The organism is Pseudomonas sp. CCOS 191, from assembly GCF_001007005.1.
GTDB classification, from domain to species: Bacteria; Pseudomonadota; Gammaproteobacteria; order Pseudomonadales; family Pseudomonadaceae; genus Aquipseudomonas; species Aquipseudomonas soli.
Genome location: NZ_LN847264.1, coordinates 5,446,012 through 5,465,207, shown reverse-complemented (window position 1 = coordinate 5,465,207; position 19,196 = coordinate 5,446,012). Strand labels below are relative to the sequence as shown.

Below are 19,196 nucleotides of genomic sequence, written 5' to 3'. Positions count from 1 at the left end.
TATCACTACTGTTTAGTCGATTTTTTGCTTCTAATTGCGCGTTTTTCAGTGACCGCGAGCAAAACCTGGTTCACACTAGGCTCTATTGACGTATTCACACGGAGAAGCAGGGCGATGCAAGGTCACCCGGACGTAATCAACTATCTCGTCACGTTGCTGAAGGGCGAACTGGCAGCACGCGATCAGTACTTCATTCACTCGCGCATGTACGAAGACTGGGGCCTGGCCAAGCTCTACGAGCGTATCAACCACGAGATGGAAGAAGAGACGCAGCACGCCGATGCCCTGATGCGCCGTATCCTCATGCTCGAAGGTACTCCGGACATGCGCGCCGACGACCTGGAAGTGGGCAGCACCGTGCCGGAGATGATCGAGGCCGACCTCAAGCTCGAGTACAAGGTACGTGGCGCGCTGTGCAAGGGCATCGAGCTGTGCGAACTGCACAAGGACTACATCAGCCGCGACATCCTGCGCGCGCAGCTGGCCGACACCGAAGAAGATCACACCTACTGGCTGGAGAAGCAGCAGGGTCTGATCAAGGCCATCGGCCTGGAGAACTACCTGCAGTCGCAGATGTAAGTTATCCACAGCCCTACGAAAAAGCCCCTGGCACCGACGGTACCAGGGGCTTTTTCATGTCAGCGGCTCCACTCAGGCTCGGTCACGTTCCAGCAGTGGCTTGAGGTAGTGGCCGGTGTACGACTGCTTCATCTTGCTCAGCTCCTCTGGGGTGCCACAGGCAATGATCTGGCCGCCTTTGGACCCGCCTTCCGGCCCCAGGTCCACCAGCCAGTCGGCGGTCTTGATCACATCCAGATTGTGCTCGATAACCACCACGGTGTTGCCGTGGTCACGCAGGCGGTGCAGTACATCCAGCAGTTGCTGGATATCGGCGAAGTGCAGGCCAGTGGTCGGCTCGTCGAGGATGTACAGGGTCTTGCCGGTGTCGCGTTTGGACAGCTCGCGAGACAGCTTGACCCGCTGTGCTTCGCCGCCCGACAGCGTGGTCGCCGATTGCCCCAGCTTGATGTACGACAGGCCCACATCCATCAGGGTCTGCAGCTTGCGCGCCAGGGCCGGCACTGCGTCGAAGAACTCGCGGGCATCCTCGATGGTCATTTCCAGCACCTCGTGGATGTTCTTGCCCTTGTACTTGATCTCCAGGGTCTCGCGGTTGTAACGCTTGCTCTTGCACACGTCGCACGGCACGTAGATGTCCGGCAGGAAGTGCATCTCCACCTTGATCAAGCCGTCGCCCTGGCAGGCCTCGCAGCGCCCACCCTTGACGTTGAACGAGAAACGCCCCGGGCCGTATCCGCGCGAACGCGATTCCGGCACGCCGGCGAACAGCTCGCGGATCGGCGTGAAGATGCCGGTATAGGTAGCCGGGTTCGACCGTGGCGTACGGCCAATCGGGCTCTGGTCGATATCGACCACCTTGTCCAGGTGCTGCAGTCCATCGACACTTGCGTGCGGCGCCGCTTCCAGGCTGCTTGCCCCGTTTAGCGCAGTGGCGGCCAGGGGGAACAGGGTGTTGTTGATCAACGTCGACTTGCCCGAGCCGGACACACCGGTCACGCAGGTCAGCAGGCCGATCGGCACTTCCAGGTCGACGTTCTGCAGGTTGTTGCCGCGCGCGCCCTTGAGTTTGAGCGACAGCTTCTTGTTGCGCGGGGTGCGCTTGGCCGGCACGACGATCTTCTTGCGCCCGGACAGGTATTTGCCGGTCAGCGAGTCGGGATGCGCCATCACCTCCTCGGGCGAGCCCTCGGCGACGATCTGCCCGCCATGCACGCCAGCGCCCGGGCCGATGTCCACCACGTAGTCGGCCAGGCGAATGGCGTCCTCGTCGTGCTCGACCACGATCACCGTGTTGCCGAGGTCGCGCAGGTGGTTGAGCGTCGCCAGCAAGCGGTCGTTATCGCGCTGGTGCAGGCCGATCGAGGGCTCGTCGAGGATGTACATCACGCCCACCAAGCCTGCGCCGATCTGGCTGGCCAGGCGGATGCGCTGGGCCTCGCCGCCAGACAGGGTATCGGCGCTGCGGTCGAGGGTCAGGTAGTCGAGGCCGACGTTGACCAGGAACTGCAGACGCTCGCAGATCTCCTTGAGAATCTTCGCCGCGATCTCGCCACGCCGACCGGTGAGGCTCAGCGCGCCGAAGTAATTGCTGGCTTCGCCGATCGGCAGGTTGGTCACTGCCGGCAGGGTCTTCTCGCCTACCCAGACATGGCGCGCTTCACGGCGCAGGCGGGTGCCGCGGCAATCAGGGCAGGGCTGGGTGCCGAGGAACTTGGCCAGCTCTTCACGCACGGTGGCCGACTCGGTCTCGCGATAGCGACGCTCAAGGTTCGGCACGATGCCTTCGAACGGGTGCGAGCGCTTGACGATGTCGCCACGGTCGTTGAGGTACTTGAAGTCGACACTCTGCTTGCCACTGCCTTGCAGGATGACCTTCTGGTGCTCGGCGGACAGCTCGCCGAATGGTTCTTCCAGGCTGAAGCCGTAATGCGCGGCCAGCGAGCCGAGCATCTGGAAGTAATAGACGTTGCGCCGGTCCCAACCGCGAATCGCGCCTTCGGCCAAGGTCAGCTCGGCGTTGACCAGGCGCTTGGTGTCGAAGAACTGCTTCACCCCCAGGCCATCGCAGGTCGGGCAGGCGCCAGCCGGGTTGTTGAAGGAGAACAGCTTCGGCTCCAGCTCGCTGATCGCATGGCCGCACACCGGGCAGGCGAAGCGCGCCGAGAAGATCACTTCTTCGCCTTCCTCGTCGTCCATCGGCGCCACCAGGGCGATGCCGTCGGCCAGCTTGAGCGCGGTCTCGAAGGATTCGGCCAGACGCTGCTGCAGGTCGGCGCGGACCTTGAAGCGGTCTACCACCACATCAATGCTGTGTTTCTTCTGTTTGTCGAGCTTGGGCAACTCGTCGAGCTCGTACAGCTTGCCGTTGACCCGGGCGCGTACGAAGCCCTGGGCGCGCAGCTCGTCGAACACCGCCAAGTGCTCACCCTTGCGCTCGCGGATAACCGGCGCCAACAGCATCAGCTTGCTGCCTTCGGGCTTCTCCAGCACCAGGTCGACCATCTGGCTGATCGTTTGCGCCTCAAGCGGGATGTCATGGTCCGGGCAGCGTGGGGTGCCGACGCGGGCATAGAGCAGGCGCAGGTAGTCGTAGATCTCGGTAATGGTGCCGACGGTCGAGCGCGGGTTGTGCGAGGTCGACTTCTGCTCGATGGAGATGGCCGGCGACAATCCTTCGATGGTGTCGACGTCGGGCTTTTCCATCATCGACAGGAACTGCCGGGCATAGGCCGACAGCGACTCGACATAGCGGCGCTGGCCTTCGGCGTACAGCGTGTCGAACGCCAGCGAGGACTTGCCGGACCCGGACAGGCCGGTGATCACGATCAGTTTGTCCCGGGGCAGGGTCAGGTCGATGTTCTTCAGGTTGTGGGTACGCGCCCCACGGATCAGGATCTTGTCCACTACGGCCTCGCTCGGCGGGCATAAACAAAGCAGTATACGGCGCGCTGCCAGTACGCGGCAAAGCGTCGCGTATATGCCGTCAAGGCGTCGGACTGATAGAATCGCCGCCGGTTCACACGAGGTTAATCCATGCACGACACCCACAACGAGCGCATGAGTGGCAGCGAAACCCGCGCCGCGAGCGGCCTGGCCCTGGTCTTTGCCTTTCGTATGCTGGGCATGTTCATGGTGCTGCCGGTGCTGGCCACCTACGGCATGGACCTGGCCGGCGCCACGCCTGCACTGATCGGCCTGGCCATCGGCGCCTATGGTCTGACGCAAGCGGTGCTGCAGATTCCGTTCGGGGTGATTTCCGACCGCATCGGTCGCCGACCGGTGATCTATGTGGGGCTGGTGATCTTCGCCCTGGGCAGTGTGCTGGCGGCCCAGGCCGACTCGATCTGGGGCGTTATCGCCGGGCGCATCCTGCAGGGCGCGGGGGCAATTTCCGCGGCGGTCATGGCGCTGTTGTCCGACCTGACCCGCGAGCAGCACCGGACCAAGGCCATGGCCATGATCGGCATGAGCATCGGCTTGTCGTTCGCCGTGGCGATGGTGGTCGGCCCGTTGTTGACCCGCGCCTTTGGTTTGTCAGGATTGTTCCTGGCCACTGCAGGACTTGCCCTGGTCGGCATCGCGCTGATCGCCTTCGTCGTGCCAAGCTCGCACAGTGTGCTGAGCCATCGCGAGTCCGGTGTCGCCCGCCAGGCCCTCGGCCCGACCTTGCGCAATCCGGACCTTCTACGCCTGGACATCAGTATTTTCGTGCTGCACGCGATCCTGATGGCCAGCTTCGTGGCGCTGCCCCTGGCCTTCGTCGAACGAGGCGGGCTGCCCAAGGAGCAGCACTGGTGGGTGTACCTGACCGCGCTGCTGGTTTCATTTTTTGCAATGATCCCCTTCATCATCTACGGGGAAAAGAAGCGCAAGATGAAACGCGTGTTGCTCGGCGCGGTCAGTGTCCTGCTGCTGGTGGAGGTGTTCTTCTGGCAGTGGGCTGACAACTTGCGCGGACTGGTGATCGGCACCGTGGTATTCTTTACTGCATTCAACCTGCTGGAGGCATCCTTGCCTTCGCTGGTCAGCAAGGTGTCGCCTGCCGGCGGCAAGGGCACGGCGATGGGGGTGTACTCCACCAGCCAGTTCCTTGGCGCGGCACTGGGTGGCATCCTCGGTGGCTGGTTGTTCCAGCACGGTGGCTTGAGCATGGTGTTCCTCGGCTGCGCTGGCTTGTGCGCCTTCTGGCTGCTCACGGCGTTGCGCATGAACGAGCCGCCGTACGTGACCAGCCTGCGCATGCCGCTGACGCCGGAAGCGGTCCGGGAAGCTGGGCTGACCGAGCGCCTGATGGCCGTGCCGGGTGTGACCGACGCCGTGGTGGTAGCAGAAGAAGCCGCCATCTATATCAAACTGGATACGAAAATTTTGGACCGTGCGACCCTTGAGCGTCTGGTGAACCCAGCCTCTGCGGCGTGCGAAGCCTAGGAGAACGTTATGGCCCGTGGGGTTAACAAAGTCATTCTGGTCGGTACCTGCGGTCAGGATCCCGAAGTCCGCTACCTGCCCAACGGTAACGCCGTGACCAACCTGAGCCTGGCCACCAGCGAGCAGTGGACCGACAAGCAGTCGGGCCAGAAGGTCGAGCGCACCGAGTGGCACCGTGTCTCGCTGTTCGGCAAGGTCGCCGAAATCGCCGGCGAATACCTGCGCAAGGGTTCGCAGTGCTACATCGAGGGCAAGCTGCAGACCCGCGAGTGGGAAAAGGACGGCATCAAGCGCTACACCACCGAGATCATCGTCGACATCAACGGCACCATGCAGCTGCTCGGCGGTCGTCCGCAGGGCCAGCAGGGCGGTGGCGACCAGTACAACCAGGGTGGTGGCAACAACTACAACCAGGGCGGTCAGCAGCAACAGTACAACCAGGCCCCGCGCCAGCAGGCCCAGCGCCCGCAACAAGCGCCGCAGCGCCCAGCGCCGCAACAGCCGGCTCCGCAGCCTGCCGCTGACTTCGACAGCTTCGACGACGATATTCCGTTCTGATCCTTGCCTGTGGGCACCAGGTGCCACAGGTGAACGGAGCTGTGACAAGAAACCCGCTTCAGGCATGAAGCGGGTTTCTTTTTGCCTGTCAGCTTTCTTCGAGCGCCGCCTGGGCAAACTGTGCATCTAGCTCTGGTGTTGCTCCGCTGATGCCTATACCGCCGATATGCCTGCCGTTCGCATCCATGATTGGCAACCCGCCTTCCAGCAAAGTGAAGCCGGGCAGCGAAGCGTAGGGATTGGCTGGCAACCCGGCGCTGCGTTCACCCAGTGAGCCGGATGACAGTGGAAAGCGTGCAGATGTAGCGGCTTTGAGCTGCGCTACCTGGACACTACCGCTGCTGGTGCCGTCCATGCGGTGGAAGTGCTTCAGGTTGCCGTGGTTGTCGACGATGCTGATGACGATGGCGAAGCCCTGGGCACGGGCGGCACGCTCGGCGGCGGCGGCCATGCTTCGCGCTTTCTCGGCGCTGATGGGCGAAATGGCAGGGGCGTCAGGCCGGTTGGCTGGAGTCGCCAGTGTGGGCGTTACGTGCATCGGGAGGGCGAGCAAGAGCCCGACCATGAAGTGTTTCGTGTTCATTCATACGTGCCTCGTCCATGTGGATTCAGCAACCTAGCAAGCAAAAGCTGGTTTGCGGTGTAGTCCGTTTCTGATCGCGATGTGGGATTGCATTACCTTTCCATGATCCAGATCACCCCACTTCCCAGATTCTTGACTAGGCTTAACAGTTGGCGGTCTCTGTCCACCGCCACCGTGAAGTCCCTGAGGCGCCGGCCAAGTCCCGTGCGCCCGAGAACCTGATCAGGAGTGCACGATGGACCTCAACCGTCGGCAATTCTTCAAGGTCGCCGCCGTCGGCCTTGGAGGCTCGAGCCTCGCGGCGTTGGGCATGGCCCCGACCCCCGCGTTCGCCGAGCAGGTGCGCCACTTCAAGCTGGCGCACACCAAAGAAACCCGTAACACCTGCCCCTACTGCTCGGTCGGCTGCGGCCTGATCATGTACAGCCAGGGTGACGCGGGCAAGAACGTCAAACAGAACATCATCCATATCGAGGGCGACGCGGACCATCCGGTCAACCGCGGCACCCTATGCCCGAAAGGCGCGGGCCTGCTGGACTTTATCCACAGCCCGAGCCGCCTGCAGTACCCCGAGGTGCGCAAGCCGGGCAGCAACGAGTGGACCCGCATCGAGTGGGACGAAGCCCTCGACCGCATCGCCGACCTGATGAAACAGGACCGCGACGCCAACTTCATCGAGAAGAATGCCCAGGGCCAGACGGTCAACCGCTGGCTCACCACCGGATTCCTCGCCGCGTCCGCCGCTTCCAGCGAAGCGGGCTACCTGACGCACAAGGTGGTCCGTGCAACCGGCATGCTGGGGTTCGATAACCAGGCGCGTGTCTGACACGGCCCGACGGTGGCAAGTCTTGCCCCGACGTATGGCCGTGGCGCGATGACCAATCACTGGTCTGATATCGCCAACGCAAACCTGGTCCTGGTGATGGGCGGCAACGCCGCTGAAGCGCACCCGTGCGGCTTCAAGTGGGTGACCGAAGCCAAGGCGCACAACAAGGCGCGGCTGATCGTGGTCGACCCGCGGTTCACCCGTACCGCCTCGGTGGCCGATTACTACGCGCCGATCCGTACCGGCAGCGACATCGCCTTCATGGGCGGGCTGATCAACTACCTGCTGAGCAACGACAAGATCCAGCACGAGTACGTGCGCAACTACACCGATGTGTCGTTCATCGTCAAAGAGAGCTATGGCTTCGAGGACGGGCTGTTCAGCGGCTACGACGCGGCCAAGCGCGTGTATGCCGACAAGTCTGGCTGGGGCTATGAGCTGGGCGAGGACGGTTTTGCCAAGGTCGACCCGACCCTGCAGCACCCGCGTTGCGTGTACCAGCTGATGAAGCAGCACTACAGCCGCTACACGCCGGAGCTGGCGAGCATGACCTGTGGCATGCCCCAGGACCAGATGATGAAAGTCTGGGAAGAGATCGCCACCTGCTCGGTGCCGGGCAAGACCATGACGATCCTCTATGCCCTGGGCTGGACCCAGCACTCGATCGGCGCGCAGATCATCCGCAGCGCGGCGATGGTGCAGTTGCTGCTGGGCAACGTCGGCATGCCCGGTGGCGGGGTCAACGCCCTGCGCGGGCACTCCAACATCCAGGGCCTGACCGACCTGGGCCTGCTGTCGAACTCGCTGCCGGGTTACCTCACGCTGGCCGGCGACGCCGAGCAGGACTACGCCACCTACATCGACAAGCGCGCCTCCAAGCCGTTGCGCCCGGGGCAGCTGTCGTACTGGCAGAACTACGGCAAGTTCCACGTCAGCCTTATGAAGGCCTGGTACGGCGCCAATGCCACGGCCGAGAACAACTGGGGCTATGACTGGCTGCCCAAGCTCGACGTGCCGGCCTACGACGTGCTGCGCATGTTCGAGATGATGGGCCAGGGCAAGGTCAACGGCTACATGTGCCAGGGCTTCAACCCGATCGCCGCGTTGCCGGACAAGAACCGCGTCACCGCCGCGCTGGCCAAGCTCAAGTGGCTGGTGATCATGGACCCGCTGGCTACAGAAACGTCCGAGTTCTGGCGCAACGCCGGCCCGTTCAACGACGTCGACACGGCCAACATCCAGACCGAGGTGATCCGCCTGCCCACCACCTGCTTCGCCGAAGAGGACGGTTCGCTGGTCAACAGCAGCCGCTGGCTGCAGTGGCACTGGAAGGGCGCCGATGGGCCGGGCCAGACCCGTACCGACGTGCACATCATGAGCGAGCTGTTCCTGCGCCTGCGCAAGCGCTACCAGGCCGAGGGCGGCGCCTATCCGGACCCGCTGCTCAACATCAGCTGGCCGTACAAGGTCCCTGAGGAGCCATCCCCCGAAGAGCTGGCCAAGGAGATGAACGGCTGGGCGGTCAGTGATCTCACCGACGCCACCGGTGCCACGCTCAAGGCCGGGCAACAGCTCGCCGGCTTCGCCCAGATGAAGGACGACGGCAGCACCGCGTCGGGCTGCTGGATCTTCGCCGGCAGTTGGACCGAGCAGGGCAACCAGATGGCCCGTCGCGACAACAGCGACCCCTATGGCATGCACCAGGTGCAGAACTGGGCCTGGGCCTGGCCGGCCAACCGCCGCATCCTCTACAACCGCGCCTCCAGCGATCCGCAAGGCAAGCCATGGGACCCAGAGAAGAAGCGCCTGGTATGGTGGAACGGCAAGGCCTGGACCGGCACCGACGTGCCCGACTTCAAGGTCGACTCGCCGCCGGAAGCGGGGATGAACCCGTTCATCATGAACCCCGAGGGTGTGGCGCGCTTCTTCGCCATCGACAAGATGGCCGAGGGGCCGTTCCCCGAGCACTACGAGCCGTTCGAGACGCCAATTGGCATCAACCCGCTGCACCCGCAGAACAAGAAGGCCACCAGCAACCCGGCCGGGCGCATCTTCGATTCGGTGTGGGACACCTTGGGCACCCACGACGAGTTCCCCCATGCGGCGACCACCTACCGGCTGACCGAGCACTTCCACTTCTGGAGCAAGCATTGCCGGCTCAATGCCATCGCCCAGCCCGAGCAGTTCGTCGAGATCGGCGAGGTGCTGGCGAACGAGAAGGGCATCAAGGCCGGTGACCGGGTAAGGGTATCGAGCAAGCGCGGGCATATCGATGCGGTGGCGGTGGTGACCAAGCGGATCCGTCCGCTGCAGGTCAACAACCAGACCGTGCACCAGATCGGTATCCCGTTGCACTGGGGGTTCACTGGCGCCACGCGACACGGTTACCTGACCAACACCCTGGTGCCGTTCCTCGGTGATGGCAACACCCAGACGCCGGAGTCCAAGTCGTTCCTCGTCAAAGTGGAGAAACTCTGATGGCCAGCCAAGACATCATTGCCCGCTCGGCCACCACCACCGTGCCGCCTTCGGTACGCCAGCAGCAGGAAGTCGCCAAGCTGATCGACACCACCAAGTGCATCGGCTGCAAGGCCTGCCAGGTGGCGTGCTCGGAGTGGAACGAACTGCGTGACGAGGTCGGCCACAACCATGGCACCTACGACAACCCACAGGACCTCAGTGCCGAAACCTGGACCTTGATGCGCTTCACCGAGCACGAGCGCGACGACGGCAACCTGGAGTGGCTGATCCGCAAGGATGGCTGCATGCACTGCGCCGATCCGGGTTGCCTGAAAGCGTGCCCGAGCCCGGGGGCGATCATCAAACATGCCAACGGTATCGTCGACTTCAACCAGGACCACTGCATCGGTTGCGGCTACTGCATCACCGGCTGCCCGTTCAACATCCCGCGCATTTCGCAGAAGGATCACAAGGCGTACAAGTGCACCCTGTGTTCCGACCGCGTGAGCGTGGGCCTGGAGCCGGCCTGCGTGAAGACCTGCCCGACCGGGGCAATCGTCTTCGGCAGCAAGGAGGAGATGAAGGTGCACGCCGACGAGCGCATCGTCGATCTGAAGTCGCGGGGCTACGACAACGCCGGGTTGTACGATCCGGACGGTGTCGGCGGCACCCACGTGATGTACGTGCTGCACCATGCCGACACGCCGCGGATCTACGCCGGCCTGCCGGACCAACCGGTGATCAGCCCGCTGGTCGGGCTGTGGAAGGGCTTCAGCAAGCCGCTGGCGCTGCTGGCCATGGGCGCGGCGGTGCTGGCCGGGTTCTTCCACTACGTGCGTGTCGGCCCGCAGCGGGTCGAGGAAGACGAGCATACGGCACCTGTGGATAACGATGTCCATCAGGTGGACCCGGCGGTGCATGTCTATGATCCGAACCGCCCGGGCGGGCAGGGGGAGCAGCGGCCATGAACGACAACAAGCCTATCCTGCGCTACAACGCCAACGAGCGGAGCAACCACTGGATCGTCGCGATCCTGTTCGTGCTGGCCGGCCTGTCGGGGCTGGCGCTGTTCCACCCGGCGCTGTTCTGGCTCAGCCACCTGTTCGGCGGCGGGCCGTGGACGCGGATCCTCCACCCGTTCATCGGTGTGGCGATGTTCGTGTTCTTCCTTGGCCTGGTATTGCGCTTCTGGCGCGCCAACTTCATTACCGCCAACGACCGCCTGTGGCTGCGCCGCATCGACCGGGTGATGCTCAACAAGGAAGAGGGCGTGCCGCCGATCGGCAAGTACAACGCCGGGCAGAAGCTGCTGTTCTGGACGCTGCTGGCGTGCATGCTGGTGCTGCTGGTCAGTGGCGTGGTGATCTGGCGCGCGTATTTCAGCCATTGGTTCGGCATCGACGTCATTCGCCTGTCGGCGCTGTTGCATGCCCTGGCGGCGTTCGTGCTGATCCTCAGCATCATCGTGCACATCTACGCCGGGATCTGGATCAAGGGCTCGATCGGCGCCATGCTGCATGGCTGGGTCAGCCGCGCCTGGGCGCGCAAGCACCACGAACTGTGGTACCGGGAAGTCACCGGCGACAAGACGCCGCACAGTAGAAAAGAAGGATGAGCGTTTGAGCACGATTCTCGAACCCGGGCAGATCGAAGCGTCGGCGGTAATGCCGCCGTTCCTGCATCTGCCGCCCGCCAACCTGTTCGCAGTGCGGGCCGCGCGCCTGGAGCACCTGGCCGAGGGCAATGCCCTTGGTGAGTATCTGCATCTGGTCGCGCGGCTGTGCCGGATCCAGCAGCAGCTTGTGGATAACCCGCCCGGTGGCTTGCCGGTAGCCGAGGAGCGTCAGCGCCTGTGCATAAGTCATGGCCTGCCACCCCTGGCAGCGGACGGCCTGGTGCGCGAAGGGCAGTGGCTGGTGTGGCTGCAAGCGCTGCTCGATCGCTTCGAGCCGGCGCCCGAAGGGCCGTTGGCAGCGGCGCTGGGCAGCCTGCGCGAGAGCGGTGACGAACAGCGCAAGGGCTGGGCCGTCGCGCTGCTCGGTGGCCAGTACGACGCCGTACCGGCGGCCTTGGTGCCCTTCCTGGGCGCGGCGTTGCAGGCCGCCTGGTCGAGCTGGTTGCTGGCGCTGCCAGAGCCTGAGCTCAAGCCCGCTGGCAGCCTGGCCCAGTGCCCGGCCTGCGGCTCGCCGGCCATGGCCGGTGTGGTGCGCAATCGTGGCAAGCACAACGGCTTGCGCTACCTGGCCTGTTCGCTGTGTGCCTGCGAATGGCATGTGGTGCGGGTCAAGTGCGTGTACTGTGAGTCGAGCAAGGACCTGCGCTACAGCAGCCTCGAGGATGACCGCCATGCACCGGGCAAGGCACCGCTGCGCGCCGAGTGCTGTCCGGGGTGCCAGGGCTACCTGAAGCAGAGCTACCTGGAGAACGACGCGGCGGCCGAGCCGTTGGCCGATGACCTGGCGAGCCTGGCGCTGGATATGCGGTTGGACGAGGAGGGCTTCCATAGGCTGGCGCCGAACCTTATGTTGGCACCGGGTGGTGGGTGAGTGTCTACACTTCGCTACCGAGTTGCCCCCATCGCCGGCAAGCCGGCTCCCACAGGTACAGCGCAAGCCTCGAGTCTGGCGCTGGAGCTGTGGGAGCTGGCTTGCCAGCGATAGGGCCCGAACAGACAACGGATCAGTCACAGGTAGTACCGCATGTCTCCAAGCCCCGCCAGCGACACCCCACGCTTGCCCTCCATCGACACCCTGCTGCGCCACCCGGCCTGCCAGCCGCTGCTCGACCGTCATGGCCGCGACGCTACCCTGGCCACCCTGCGCCAGCTCCTCGACGACTTGCGCGAACCAGCTCGTCTGGGTCAGCTTGGCGCCGTGGAACTGAGCGCCGACGTCCTGCTCGGGCGCACGGGCGAGCGCCTGGCCATCCAGCAACGCAGCCAGGTGCGCCGGGTCTTCAACCTCACCGGTACGGTGCTGCACACCAACCTCGGCCGCGCCTTGCTGCCGGAGGAGGCGGTAGAGGCAATGCAGGTCGCTGCCCGCTATCCGCTGAACCTGGAGTTCGACCTGGCCACCGGCAAGCGGGGTGACCGCGACGACCTGATCGAAGGCCTGATCCGCGAGCTGACCGGCGCCGAAGCCGTCACCGTGGTCAACAACAATGCCGCCGCCGTGCTGCTGGCGCTCAACAGCCTGGGTGCACGCAAGGAGGGCATCATCTCCCGCGGCGAGCTGATCGAGATCGGCGGTGCGTTCCGCATCCCCGACATCATGGCCCGCGCCGGGGTGAAGCTGCACGAGATCGGCACCACCAACCGCACCCACGCCCGCGACTACGAAGGCGCGATCAACCCGCGTACCGGCCTGCTGATGCGCGTGCATTGCAGCAACTACAGCATCCAGGGCTTCACCACCCAGGTACCCACCGCCGAGCTGGCGCGCATCGCCCACGACCATCAGTTGCCGCTGCTCGAAGACCTGGGCAGCGGCAGCCTGCTCGACCTGACCCGCTGGGGCCTGCCGGCCGAGCCGACGGTGCGCCAGGCGCTGGCCGACGGCGCCGACATCGTCACCTTCAGCGGCGACAAGCTGCTGGGCGGCCCGCAGGCGGGGATCATCGTCGGGCGCAAGGAATTGATCGCGAAGATCAAGAAGAACCCGCTCAAGCGTGCCCTGCGGGTCGACAAGATCACCCTTGCCGCGCTGGAGGCGGTGCTGCAGCTTTATCGCAACCCCGATCGCCTGGCCGAACGCCTGCCCAGCCTGCGCCTGCTGACCCGTGCGCAAGCCGAGATCGCCGCCCAGGCCGAGCGCCTGGCGCCTGAGTTGGCTGCTCGTCTCGGCGCGCAATGGGTGGTGAGCGTCGAGCCGGCCCTGGGCATGATCGGCAGCGGCAGCCAGCCGGTGGCGCGGCTGCCCAGCGCGGCGCTGTGCCTGCGCCCGCAGGTGTCGAAGAAACTGCGCGGGCGTAGCTTGCATGTGCTGGAGCGCGCATTGCGCGACCTGCCGGTGCCGGTGCTCGGGCGTATCGACGACGATGCCCTGTGGCTTGACCTGCGCCAGCTGGACGACGAGGCCCAGTGGCTGGCGCAACTGCCGGCGTTGCAACTGGGGCCGGTGCAGTGATCGTCGGGACTGCCGGCCACATCGACCATGGCAAGACCGCGCTGCTCCAGGCCCTGACCGGCCAGGCCGGCGACACCCGCCGGGAGGAGCGCGACCGGGGCATGACCATCGACCTCGGTTATCGCTACGCGGCGCTGGCGCAAGGGGCGCCGCTGACAGGCTTCATCGATGTGCCGGGCCACGAGCGGTTTATCCACAACATGCTGGCCGGGGCCCATGGCATCGACCTGGTACTGCTGGTGGTGGCCGCTGACGATGGGGTGATGCCGCAGACCCGTGAGCACCTCTCGATCATCGAGTTGCTGGGCATTCCCCAGGCGTTGGTGGTGATCAGCAAGTGCGACCGGGTAGAGCCGTCGCGGTTGAGCGAAGTCCGGGCCCAGGTCACCGAACTGCTCGCGCCCGGCCCCTACGCCGGGGCCAGGCAGTTTGCGGTTTCGAGCCTGTCCGGCGAGGGGATCGACGCCCTGCGCGAGGCTTTGCTGGCGGCTGAAGCGCATGTTCGCCAGCGCAGTGTGCGTGGCGGTTTGCGTCTGGCGGTAGACCGAGCTTTCGCGGTTTCCGGAGCGGGAGTCGTGGTCACCGGCACGGCGCTGGCCGGGCAAGTCAGCGTCGGCGATACCTTGCTGCTCGGCAAGGCCGGCAAAGCGGTGCGGGTGCGTGGCCTGCATGCCCAGAACCAGGCGGCCCTGGTCGCCGCAGCCGGGCAGCGGGTGGCCTTGAACATCAGCGCGGAAAAGCTTTCGGCCGAGCAGGTGCATCGTGGCGACTGGCTTGTGCCGCAGTGGCTGCATGCGCCCAGCGTGCGGGTCGATATCGACTTCACCCTGCTGCCGGGCGAAACCCGCGCCTTCGAGCATTTCAGCGCAGTGCACGTGCACCTGGGCACCCAGGATGTCACCGCCCGGGTTGCCTTGCTCGAAGGTGAACGGCTCGCGGCCGGCCAGCGCATGTTCGCCCAGTTGCTGCTCAATGCCCCGCTGCAGGCGGTGCATGGGGATCGCCTGGTACTGCGTGACCAACGCGCCCAGCGCACGCTGGGTGGTGGGCGTGTGCTCGATCCGTTCGCCCCGAGCCGGCAACGGCGCAGCGAGGAGCGCTTGCGTCAGTTGCAGGTGCTGCGTGAAGCCGACAATCTCGAGCAAGCGCTGTCGGCCCTGCTCGAGGCGGCCCCCGGCGGTCTCGAGCCCCGGCGTCTGGAGCGCCAGTTCAACCGCCTGCGCGAGACCTGGCAGTTGCCGGACTCGGTGCTGGTGATTGCCACCCGTCAAGGTCAGCTGTTGTTCGATCGCTTACAGTGGCAGGCACTCAAGCGACAGGTGTTGGAGCGTCTGGCGCAGTTCCATGAGCAGGAGCCTGACCAGCTTGGCCCGGACCGGGACCGCTTGCGCCGCTTTACCGCCTTGCCATTGGAGCGCCCCGCGTTTGTCAGCTTGCTGGATGAGTTGCTGGGCGCAGGCGCGATCAGCAGCAGCGGCCCATGGCTGCACCTGCCGGACCACCGGGTCCAGTTGAGCGCCGCGGACAATGCGTTGTGGGAGCGTCTGTTGCCGCGCCTGTTGGCAGGTGAGTTCGACCCGCCCTGGGTAAGGACCCTGGCCGGCGAGGAGGGCTGCGAAGAGGCTGATGTCCGGCTGTTGTTGCGCAAGCTGGCCAGGCTGGGCGTTGTGCATCAGGTGGTACGCGACCTGTTCTACCCGGAGACGACGCTCAGGCGCATGGCAGAGCTGCTGTTGCGCCAGGCTGCGACATCGCCGATAGTGCAGGTCGCGGCGTTTCGCGATGGTTTGGCCATCGGTCGCAAGCGCAGTGTGCAGATCCTCGAGTACTTCGACCGCATCGGCCTGACCCGACGGGTCGGTGACCTGCGGCAGGTTCGTACCGACAGCGCCCTGGCCCAGCCGCAACACGGGACCTGATTTCAAGGAAGGCAATCGCGCCCGGTGGCGCGGCCGGGCTTCAAACCCGGTTGGGGACGGCAGCCGTTCCCGGGCAGGTTCGACTCCCGCTGCCTTCCGCCACTTTTCCAGATGCTGAAACCATCGCGGGGCAAGCCCGCTCCCATGGATTTGTGGGAGCGGGATTGCCCCGCGATGGCGAACGGAAGATCTGCGAGTCAGGCGCGCTCGCCGCACAGGTCCAGCGCGAACCAGTGCTCCGCCGCCTGTACATCCAGCCCCGAGCCCAGCAACGCGAACAGTTTGCCCAGCGCCGCCTCACGGGTCATGCCGCCGCCACTGACCAGCCCGGTGTCGCGCAGGCGGCTGCCGGCGGCGTAGGTGTCGAACACCACCGAGCCTTCCGGGCACTGGCTGATGGCAACGATCATCACGCCGCCCTGGCGGGCGTCGTGCAGCGCGTCGAGCAGCGCCTGGTCATCCGACGGGCCGGTGCCGCTGCCGTAGCACTCCAGCACCAGGCCCTGGATGCCGCTGTCGAACAGGCCGCGCAGGTGTTCGGCCGCAAGGCCCGGGAATACCGGCATGACCGCCAGCTTGACCGGCTGGCGTGGCTGGCGGTAGTCCAGGCGGGTCGGCAGTTGCGGGGCACGCTCGCCATCACGATGGCGCGGCAGCACGGTGAAGGCGTCGAACGCCTCGCTGCGCAGTTTCGAGGCGCGGCAGCCGTGCAGCAACTGGCCATGGAAATACAGCTGCACGCCATCTTCCAGGCCGTTTTCGAACAGATTGAGCGCGCCGACCAGGTTGGCCCAGGCATCGCTGTCCGGCGCGCCGGCCGGCAGCATCGAGCCGGTAAGCAGCACCGGCACCGGCAGGCCCAGCAGCAGGAACGACAGGGCAGCGGCGCTGTACGCCAGGGTGTCGGTGCCATGCAGCACCAGCACGCCGTCATGTCCGTCGCGTTCGACCGACTCGACGATGGCATCGCGCATCGCCAGCCAGTTGGCCTGTTGCATGTTGGCGCTGTCGATCAGCGGATTCAGTTCACGCAGCGCCCATTGCACCTTGGGCGCATCGCCGCAGGCGGCAAAGTGTTCGCGCATGCGCGCTTCGAAGCCACCGGCCGGCGCGAGGCCTTCGGCGGTCTGCAGCATGCCGATGGTGCCGCCGGTGTATAAGACGAGAAGATTCTTGACTGCACGCATGGGAGGATTCCGTAGCGATGTAGCGAAGTAAGGAGACAGCCGCCCCGAGTGGGGCGGCTGTGGCAGGGCAGGGTATCAGTGCTGCGCTGGCGCCGGGGCGGCGGCTTTGTCAGCGGCTGTTTCAGCCTGCGGGTTGGCCGGCCAGGCGGCGCGGTCCAGGTCCAGGTCGGCGAACTTGCTGGAGTCGAACACCGGCTGCTTGATGCCCGCCTTGCGTTGTGCGTCGTAGTCGCGCATCACGCGCAGGCCGACCTTGAACAGCATGGCCAGGGCGATCAGGTTGACGAAGGCCAGGCAGGTCATGGTGATGTCGGCGAAGGCGAACACGGTCGACAGGTCCTGGGTAGAACCCCACACCACCAGCGCCAGCACCAGGCCACGGAAGGTCATCAGCACGGCACGGTTGCGGCTGAGGAACTGCAGGCTGTTCTCGCCCAGGTAGTAGTTGTAGAGGATGCAGGTGAAGACGAACAGCGACAGCGCCACGCTGACGAAGATGCGGCCCCAGTCACCGACCACGGCGGCCAGCGAGTTCTGGGTCAGGACGATGCCGTCACCTTCGAAGCCCGGGGTGTAGAAGCCCGACAGCAGGATCAGCAGCGCGGTGCAAGTGCAGATCACGAAGGTGTCGAGGAACACGCTGAAGGCCTGGACCACGCCCTGGGCGCCCGGGTGCTTCACGGCGGCCACGGCGGCCACGTTCGGCGCGCTGCCCAGGCCCGCTTCGTTGGCGAACACGCCACGCTTCACGCCCATGACGATGGCGCTGCCGAGCAGGCCGCCGAACGCCGGGTCGAGGCCGAAGGCGCTCTTGAAGATGGTTTCCAGCATGGCTGGCACGTGTTCGATCTGGGTGCCGATCACGTACAGGGTCACGCCGATGTAGGCCAGGGTCTTGACCGGTACCAGCAGGTCGGAAACCGCGGCGATGCGCTTGATGCCGCCGATGAAGGTGATGGCCAGCAGCACGGCGAGGACGATGCCGGTCTGCTTGGGATCGAAGGCGAAGGCGTTCTGCAGCGAGTGGGTCACGGTGTACGACTGCAGGCCGATGAAGGCGAAGCCGTAGGTGACCAGCAGCAGGATCGAGAACACGATGGCCATGCTTTTCAGCTTCAGGCCGTGCTGGATGTAGTACGCCGGGCCGCCGCGGTACAGGCCGTCGCCGTCGGCGCGCTTGTAGACCTGGGCCAGGGTGCACTCGAAGAAGCTGCTGGACATGCCCACCAGTGCGGTGACCCACATCCAGAACACGGCGCCTGGGCCGCCGAGGGTCACGGCGATACCGACACCGGCGATGTTACCGGCGCCGACGCGGCCGGCGAGGCTCAGCATCAGGGCCTGGAACGAGCTCAGTTGGCCTGCCTGGCCGCGAAGGGATTCCTTGAAGACGCCGAACATGTGGCCGAAGTGACGGAACTGGACGAACCGCGAGCGGATGGTGAAGTAACCGCCGAGTCCGACGATCAGCACGATGAGGAGTTTCCCCGAAAGGAAATCGTTGAGTGCTTCGAGCATTGGAAAATGACCTCGATTCTTATTCTTCGCATGGAAAGACCAGCGGACGGCAGGCGCACCGCTATTCATTGGGGGCGCATGGTTGGCTATGACAACTATGGTTACAATTTCGCGGGTTGCTCCATTTTGGTGCGAGTTGATGCTAGAATGGCGCCACTCGCATCACCTGGACCCGCGTATCATGGGCGATCATTTCGCTATCAACCTCAAATTGGCCTGCAGCCATTACCGCTCTATCTCCGAGGTTTGCCGGCAGCTGTCGATCAACCGGGCGCAGTTCAACAAGTACCTGAGCGGCCAGAGCCGCCCGACGGCCTACAACCTCAAGCGCATCGGCGACTTCTTCGGTGTGGAGGACTACGAGCTGGGCCTGCCGCCCGAGCAGTTCGCCCGCCTGATCGGCGCACGCAACCAGCAGCAGCCTGTCGGCCCCCAGGACGACCCCATCAGCGAGCTGTTCAAGCCACTGCATAAAGAAGCCGGCAACCTCTCGCGCTATTGCGGCTACTACTTTGAATACTCCAACTGCATGTCGGTGCCCGGTTCGATCCTGGTGTCGCTGGTGCACCTGTGGGAGGAGCGCGGCAGTTTCCTGTTCGAGCGCCAGGAACGCCAGGAGCGCAGCAGCGGCCTCGACCGGCATGCCGAGGTGCGCTGCCGCTACCTGGGCGCGGCGTTCCAGCTGCAGGACCGGATGTTCCTGATCGACTACGAGTCGCTGACCCTCAACGAGATGAGCCAGACCGTGCTCATCCCCAGCTTCAAGAGCCGTATCAGCCGCCTGAACGGCCTCAAGACCGGGGTTTCCAGCGGTGACCGGCGCAACCCGGCCTGCACCCGCGTGGTGTGGGAATACCTGGGCGAGGAGATCAACCGCATCAACGCCTTCCGCCAGATCAAGCTGTACCGCCCGGACGATCCGCGCATCGACGACGATATCCGCGACCGCCTCAGTGCGGGGATGATCAGCAACGGGTTGTTCGAGATCGAGTGAATCAACGTTGATGT

14 protein-coding genes and 1 tRNA gene are annotated in these 19,196 nt (G+C 64.9%); 11 read left to right on the top strand and 4 right to left on the bottom strand.

Annotation, left to right across the window (positions count from 1 at the left end):
* Positions 1-114 precede the first annotated feature (114 nt).
* Complete coding sequence (gene bfr, locus CCOS191_RS24385; protein ID WP_046857341.1) at positions 115-579, top strand: bacterioferritin; 465 nt, start codon at positions 115-117, stop codon at positions 577-579.
* A 72-nt stretch (positions 580-651) separates the two neighbouring features.
* Here the strand turns inward: bfr and uvrA are convergent, their stop codons facing one another.
* Positions 652-3,486 (bottom strand): excinuclease ABC subunit UvrA, encoded by a 2,835-nt coding sequence (gene uvrA / locus CCOS191_RS24380; RefSeq protein ID WP_046857340.1) that lies wholly within the window; start codon positions 3,484-3,486, stop codon positions 652-654.
* 129 nt (positions 3,487-3,615) lie between these two features.
* On the opposite strand from uvrA, the gene CCOS191_RS24375 reads away from it, so the two are divergent.
* Together CCOS191_RS24375 and CCOS191_RS24370 are read left to right on the top strand one after the other, a co-directional pair.
* Positions 3,616-5,010, top strand: coding sequence for an MFS transporter (locus CCOS191_RS24375; protein WP_046857339.1), 1,395 nt, complete (start codon positions 3,616-3,618; stop codon positions 5,008-5,010).
* Positions 5,011-5,019: 9 nt separating this feature from the next.
* Entirely contained in the window at positions 5,020-5,568 is a 549-nt protein-coding gene (locus CCOS191_RS24370) for a single-stranded DNA-binding protein (RefSeq protein WP_023629920.1), read from the top strand.
* 88 nt (positions 5,569-5,656) lie between these two features.
* Here CCOS191_RS24370 and CCOS191_RS24365 read toward each other — a convergent pair whose 3' ends face one another.
* Positions 5,657-6,151: a GlcG/HbpS family heme-binding protein gene (locus CCOS191_RS24365; RefSeq protein WP_231867457.1), complete on the bottom strand. Its 495-nt coding sequence runs from the start codon at positions 6,149-6,151 to the stop codon at positions 5,657-5,659.
* A 235-nt stretch (positions 6,152-6,386) separates the two neighbouring features.
* On the opposite strand from CCOS191_RS24365, the gene fdnG reads away from it, so the two are divergent.
* The 7 genes from fdnG (at position 6,387) to CCOS191_RS24325 (ending at position 15,585) form a co-directional block, all read left to right on the top strand.
* Complete coding sequence (fdnG, locus tag CCOS191_RS24355; protein WP_156177703.1) at positions 6,387-9,455, top strand: formate dehydrogenase-N subunit alpha; 3,069 nt, start codon at positions 6,387-6,389, stop codon at positions 9,453-9,455.
* Positions 9,455-10,405: a formate dehydrogenase subunit beta gene (fdxH, locus tag CCOS191_RS24350; RefSeq protein WP_046857337.1), complete on the top strand. Its 951-nt coding sequence runs from the start codon at positions 9,455-9,457 to the stop codon at positions 10,403-10,405. The genes fdnG and fdxH overlap by 1 nt, the downstream gene beginning before the upstream one ends.
* Positions 10,402-11,052, top strand: coding sequence for a formate dehydrogenase subunit gamma (locus tag CCOS191_RS24345; protein ID WP_046857336.1), 651 nt, complete (start codon positions 10,402-10,404; stop codon positions 11,050-11,052). The genes fdxH and CCOS191_RS24345 overlap by 4 nt, the downstream gene beginning before the upstream one ends.
* A gap of 4 nt (positions 11,053-11,056) precedes the next feature.
* Positions 11,057-11,983, top strand: coding sequence for a formate dehydrogenase accessory protein FdhE (gene fdhE / locus CCOS191_RS24340; RefSeq protein ID WP_046857335.1), 927 nt, complete (start codon positions 11,057-11,059; stop codon positions 11,981-11,983).
* A 153-nt stretch (positions 11,984-12,136) separates the two neighbouring features.
* Positions 12,137-13,564, top strand: coding sequence for an L-seryl-tRNA(Sec) selenium transferase (gene selA, locus CCOS191_RS24335; RefSeq protein ID WP_046857334.1), 1,428 nt, complete (start codon positions 12,137-12,139; stop codon positions 13,562-13,564).
* Positions 13,561-15,483, top strand: coding sequence for a selenocysteine-specific translation elongation factor (selB, locus tag CCOS191_RS24330; protein WP_046857333.1), 1,923 nt, complete (start codon positions 13,561-13,563; stop codon positions 15,481-15,483). The genes selA and selB overlap by 4 nt, the downstream gene beginning before the upstream one ends.
* Before the next feature lie 6 nt (positions 15,484-15,489).
* Positions 15,490-15,585: transfer RNA gene (locus CCOS191_RS24325), tRNA-Sec, on the top strand.
* Between the two features lie 95 nt (positions 15,586-15,680).
* Here CCOS191_RS24325 and CCOS191_RS24320 read toward each other — a convergent pair.
* Both CCOS191_RS24320 and CCOS191_RS24315 read right to left on the bottom strand, forming a co-directional pair.
* Positions 15,681-16,670 carry an asparaginase gene (locus tag CCOS191_RS24320; RefSeq protein ID WP_046857332.1) on the bottom strand — a complete coding sequence of 330 codons (990 nt, stop codon included), beginning with the start codon at positions 16,668-16,670 and terminating at the stop codon, positions 15,681-15,683.
* Between the two features lie 75 nt (positions 16,671-16,745).
* Positions 16,746-18,188, bottom strand: coding sequence for an alanine/glycine:cation symporter family protein (locus CCOS191_RS24315; protein ID WP_023632679.1), 1,443 nt, complete (start codon positions 18,186-18,188; stop codon positions 16,746-16,748).
* Between the two features lie 181 nt (positions 18,189-18,369).
* On the opposite strand from CCOS191_RS24315, the gene CCOS191_RS24310 reads away from it, so the two are divergent.
* Positions 18,370-19,182, top strand: coding sequence for a helix-turn-helix domain-containing protein (locus tag CCOS191_RS24310; protein ID WP_023632678.1), 813 nt, complete (start codon positions 18,370-18,372; stop codon positions 19,180-19,182).
* The last annotated feature ends 14 nt before the right edge of the window (positions 19,183-19,196 follow it).

Bases quoted from the DNA above. Each gene is read 5' to 3' on its own strand.
- bfr (WP_046857341.1), top strand. From the start codon at position 115: ATGCAAGGTCACCCGGACGTAATCAACTATCTCGTCACGTTGCTGAAG.
- CCOS191_RS24375 (WP_046857339.1), top strand. From the start codon at position 3,616: ATGCACGACACCCACAACGAGCGCATGAGTGGCAGCGAAACCCGCGCC.
- CCOS191_RS24370 (WP_023629920.1), top strand. From the start codon at position 5,020: ATGGCCCGTGGGGTTAACAAAGTCATTCTGGTCGGTACCTGCGGTCAG.
- CCOS191_RS24365 (WP_231867457.1), bottom strand. From the start codon at position 6,151: ATGAACACGAAACACTTCATGGTCGGGCTCTTGCTCGCCCTCCCGATG.
- fdxH (WP_046857337.1), top strand. From the start codon at position 9,455: ATGGCCAGCCAAGACATCATTGCCCGCTCGGCCACCACCACCGTGCCG.
- CCOS191_RS24345 (WP_046857336.1), top strand. From the start codon at position 10,402: ATGAACGACAACAAGCCTATCCTGCGCTACAACGCCAACGAGCGGAGC.
- selA (WP_046857334.1), top strand. From the start codon at position 12,137: ATGTCTCCAAGCCCCGCCAGCGACACCCCACGCTTGCCCTCCATCGAC.
- CCOS191_RS24320 (WP_046857332.1), bottom strand. From the start codon at position 16,670: ATGCGTGCAGTCAAGAATCTTCTCGTCTTATACACCGGCGGCACCATC.
- CCOS191_RS24315 (WP_023632679.1), bottom strand. From the start codon at position 18,188: ATGCTCGAAGCACTCAACGATTTCCTTTCGGGGAAACTCCTCATCGTG.
- CCOS191_RS24310 (WP_023632678.1), top strand. From the start codon at position 18,370: ATGGGCGATCATTTCGCTATCAACCTCAAATTGGCCTGCAGCCATTAC.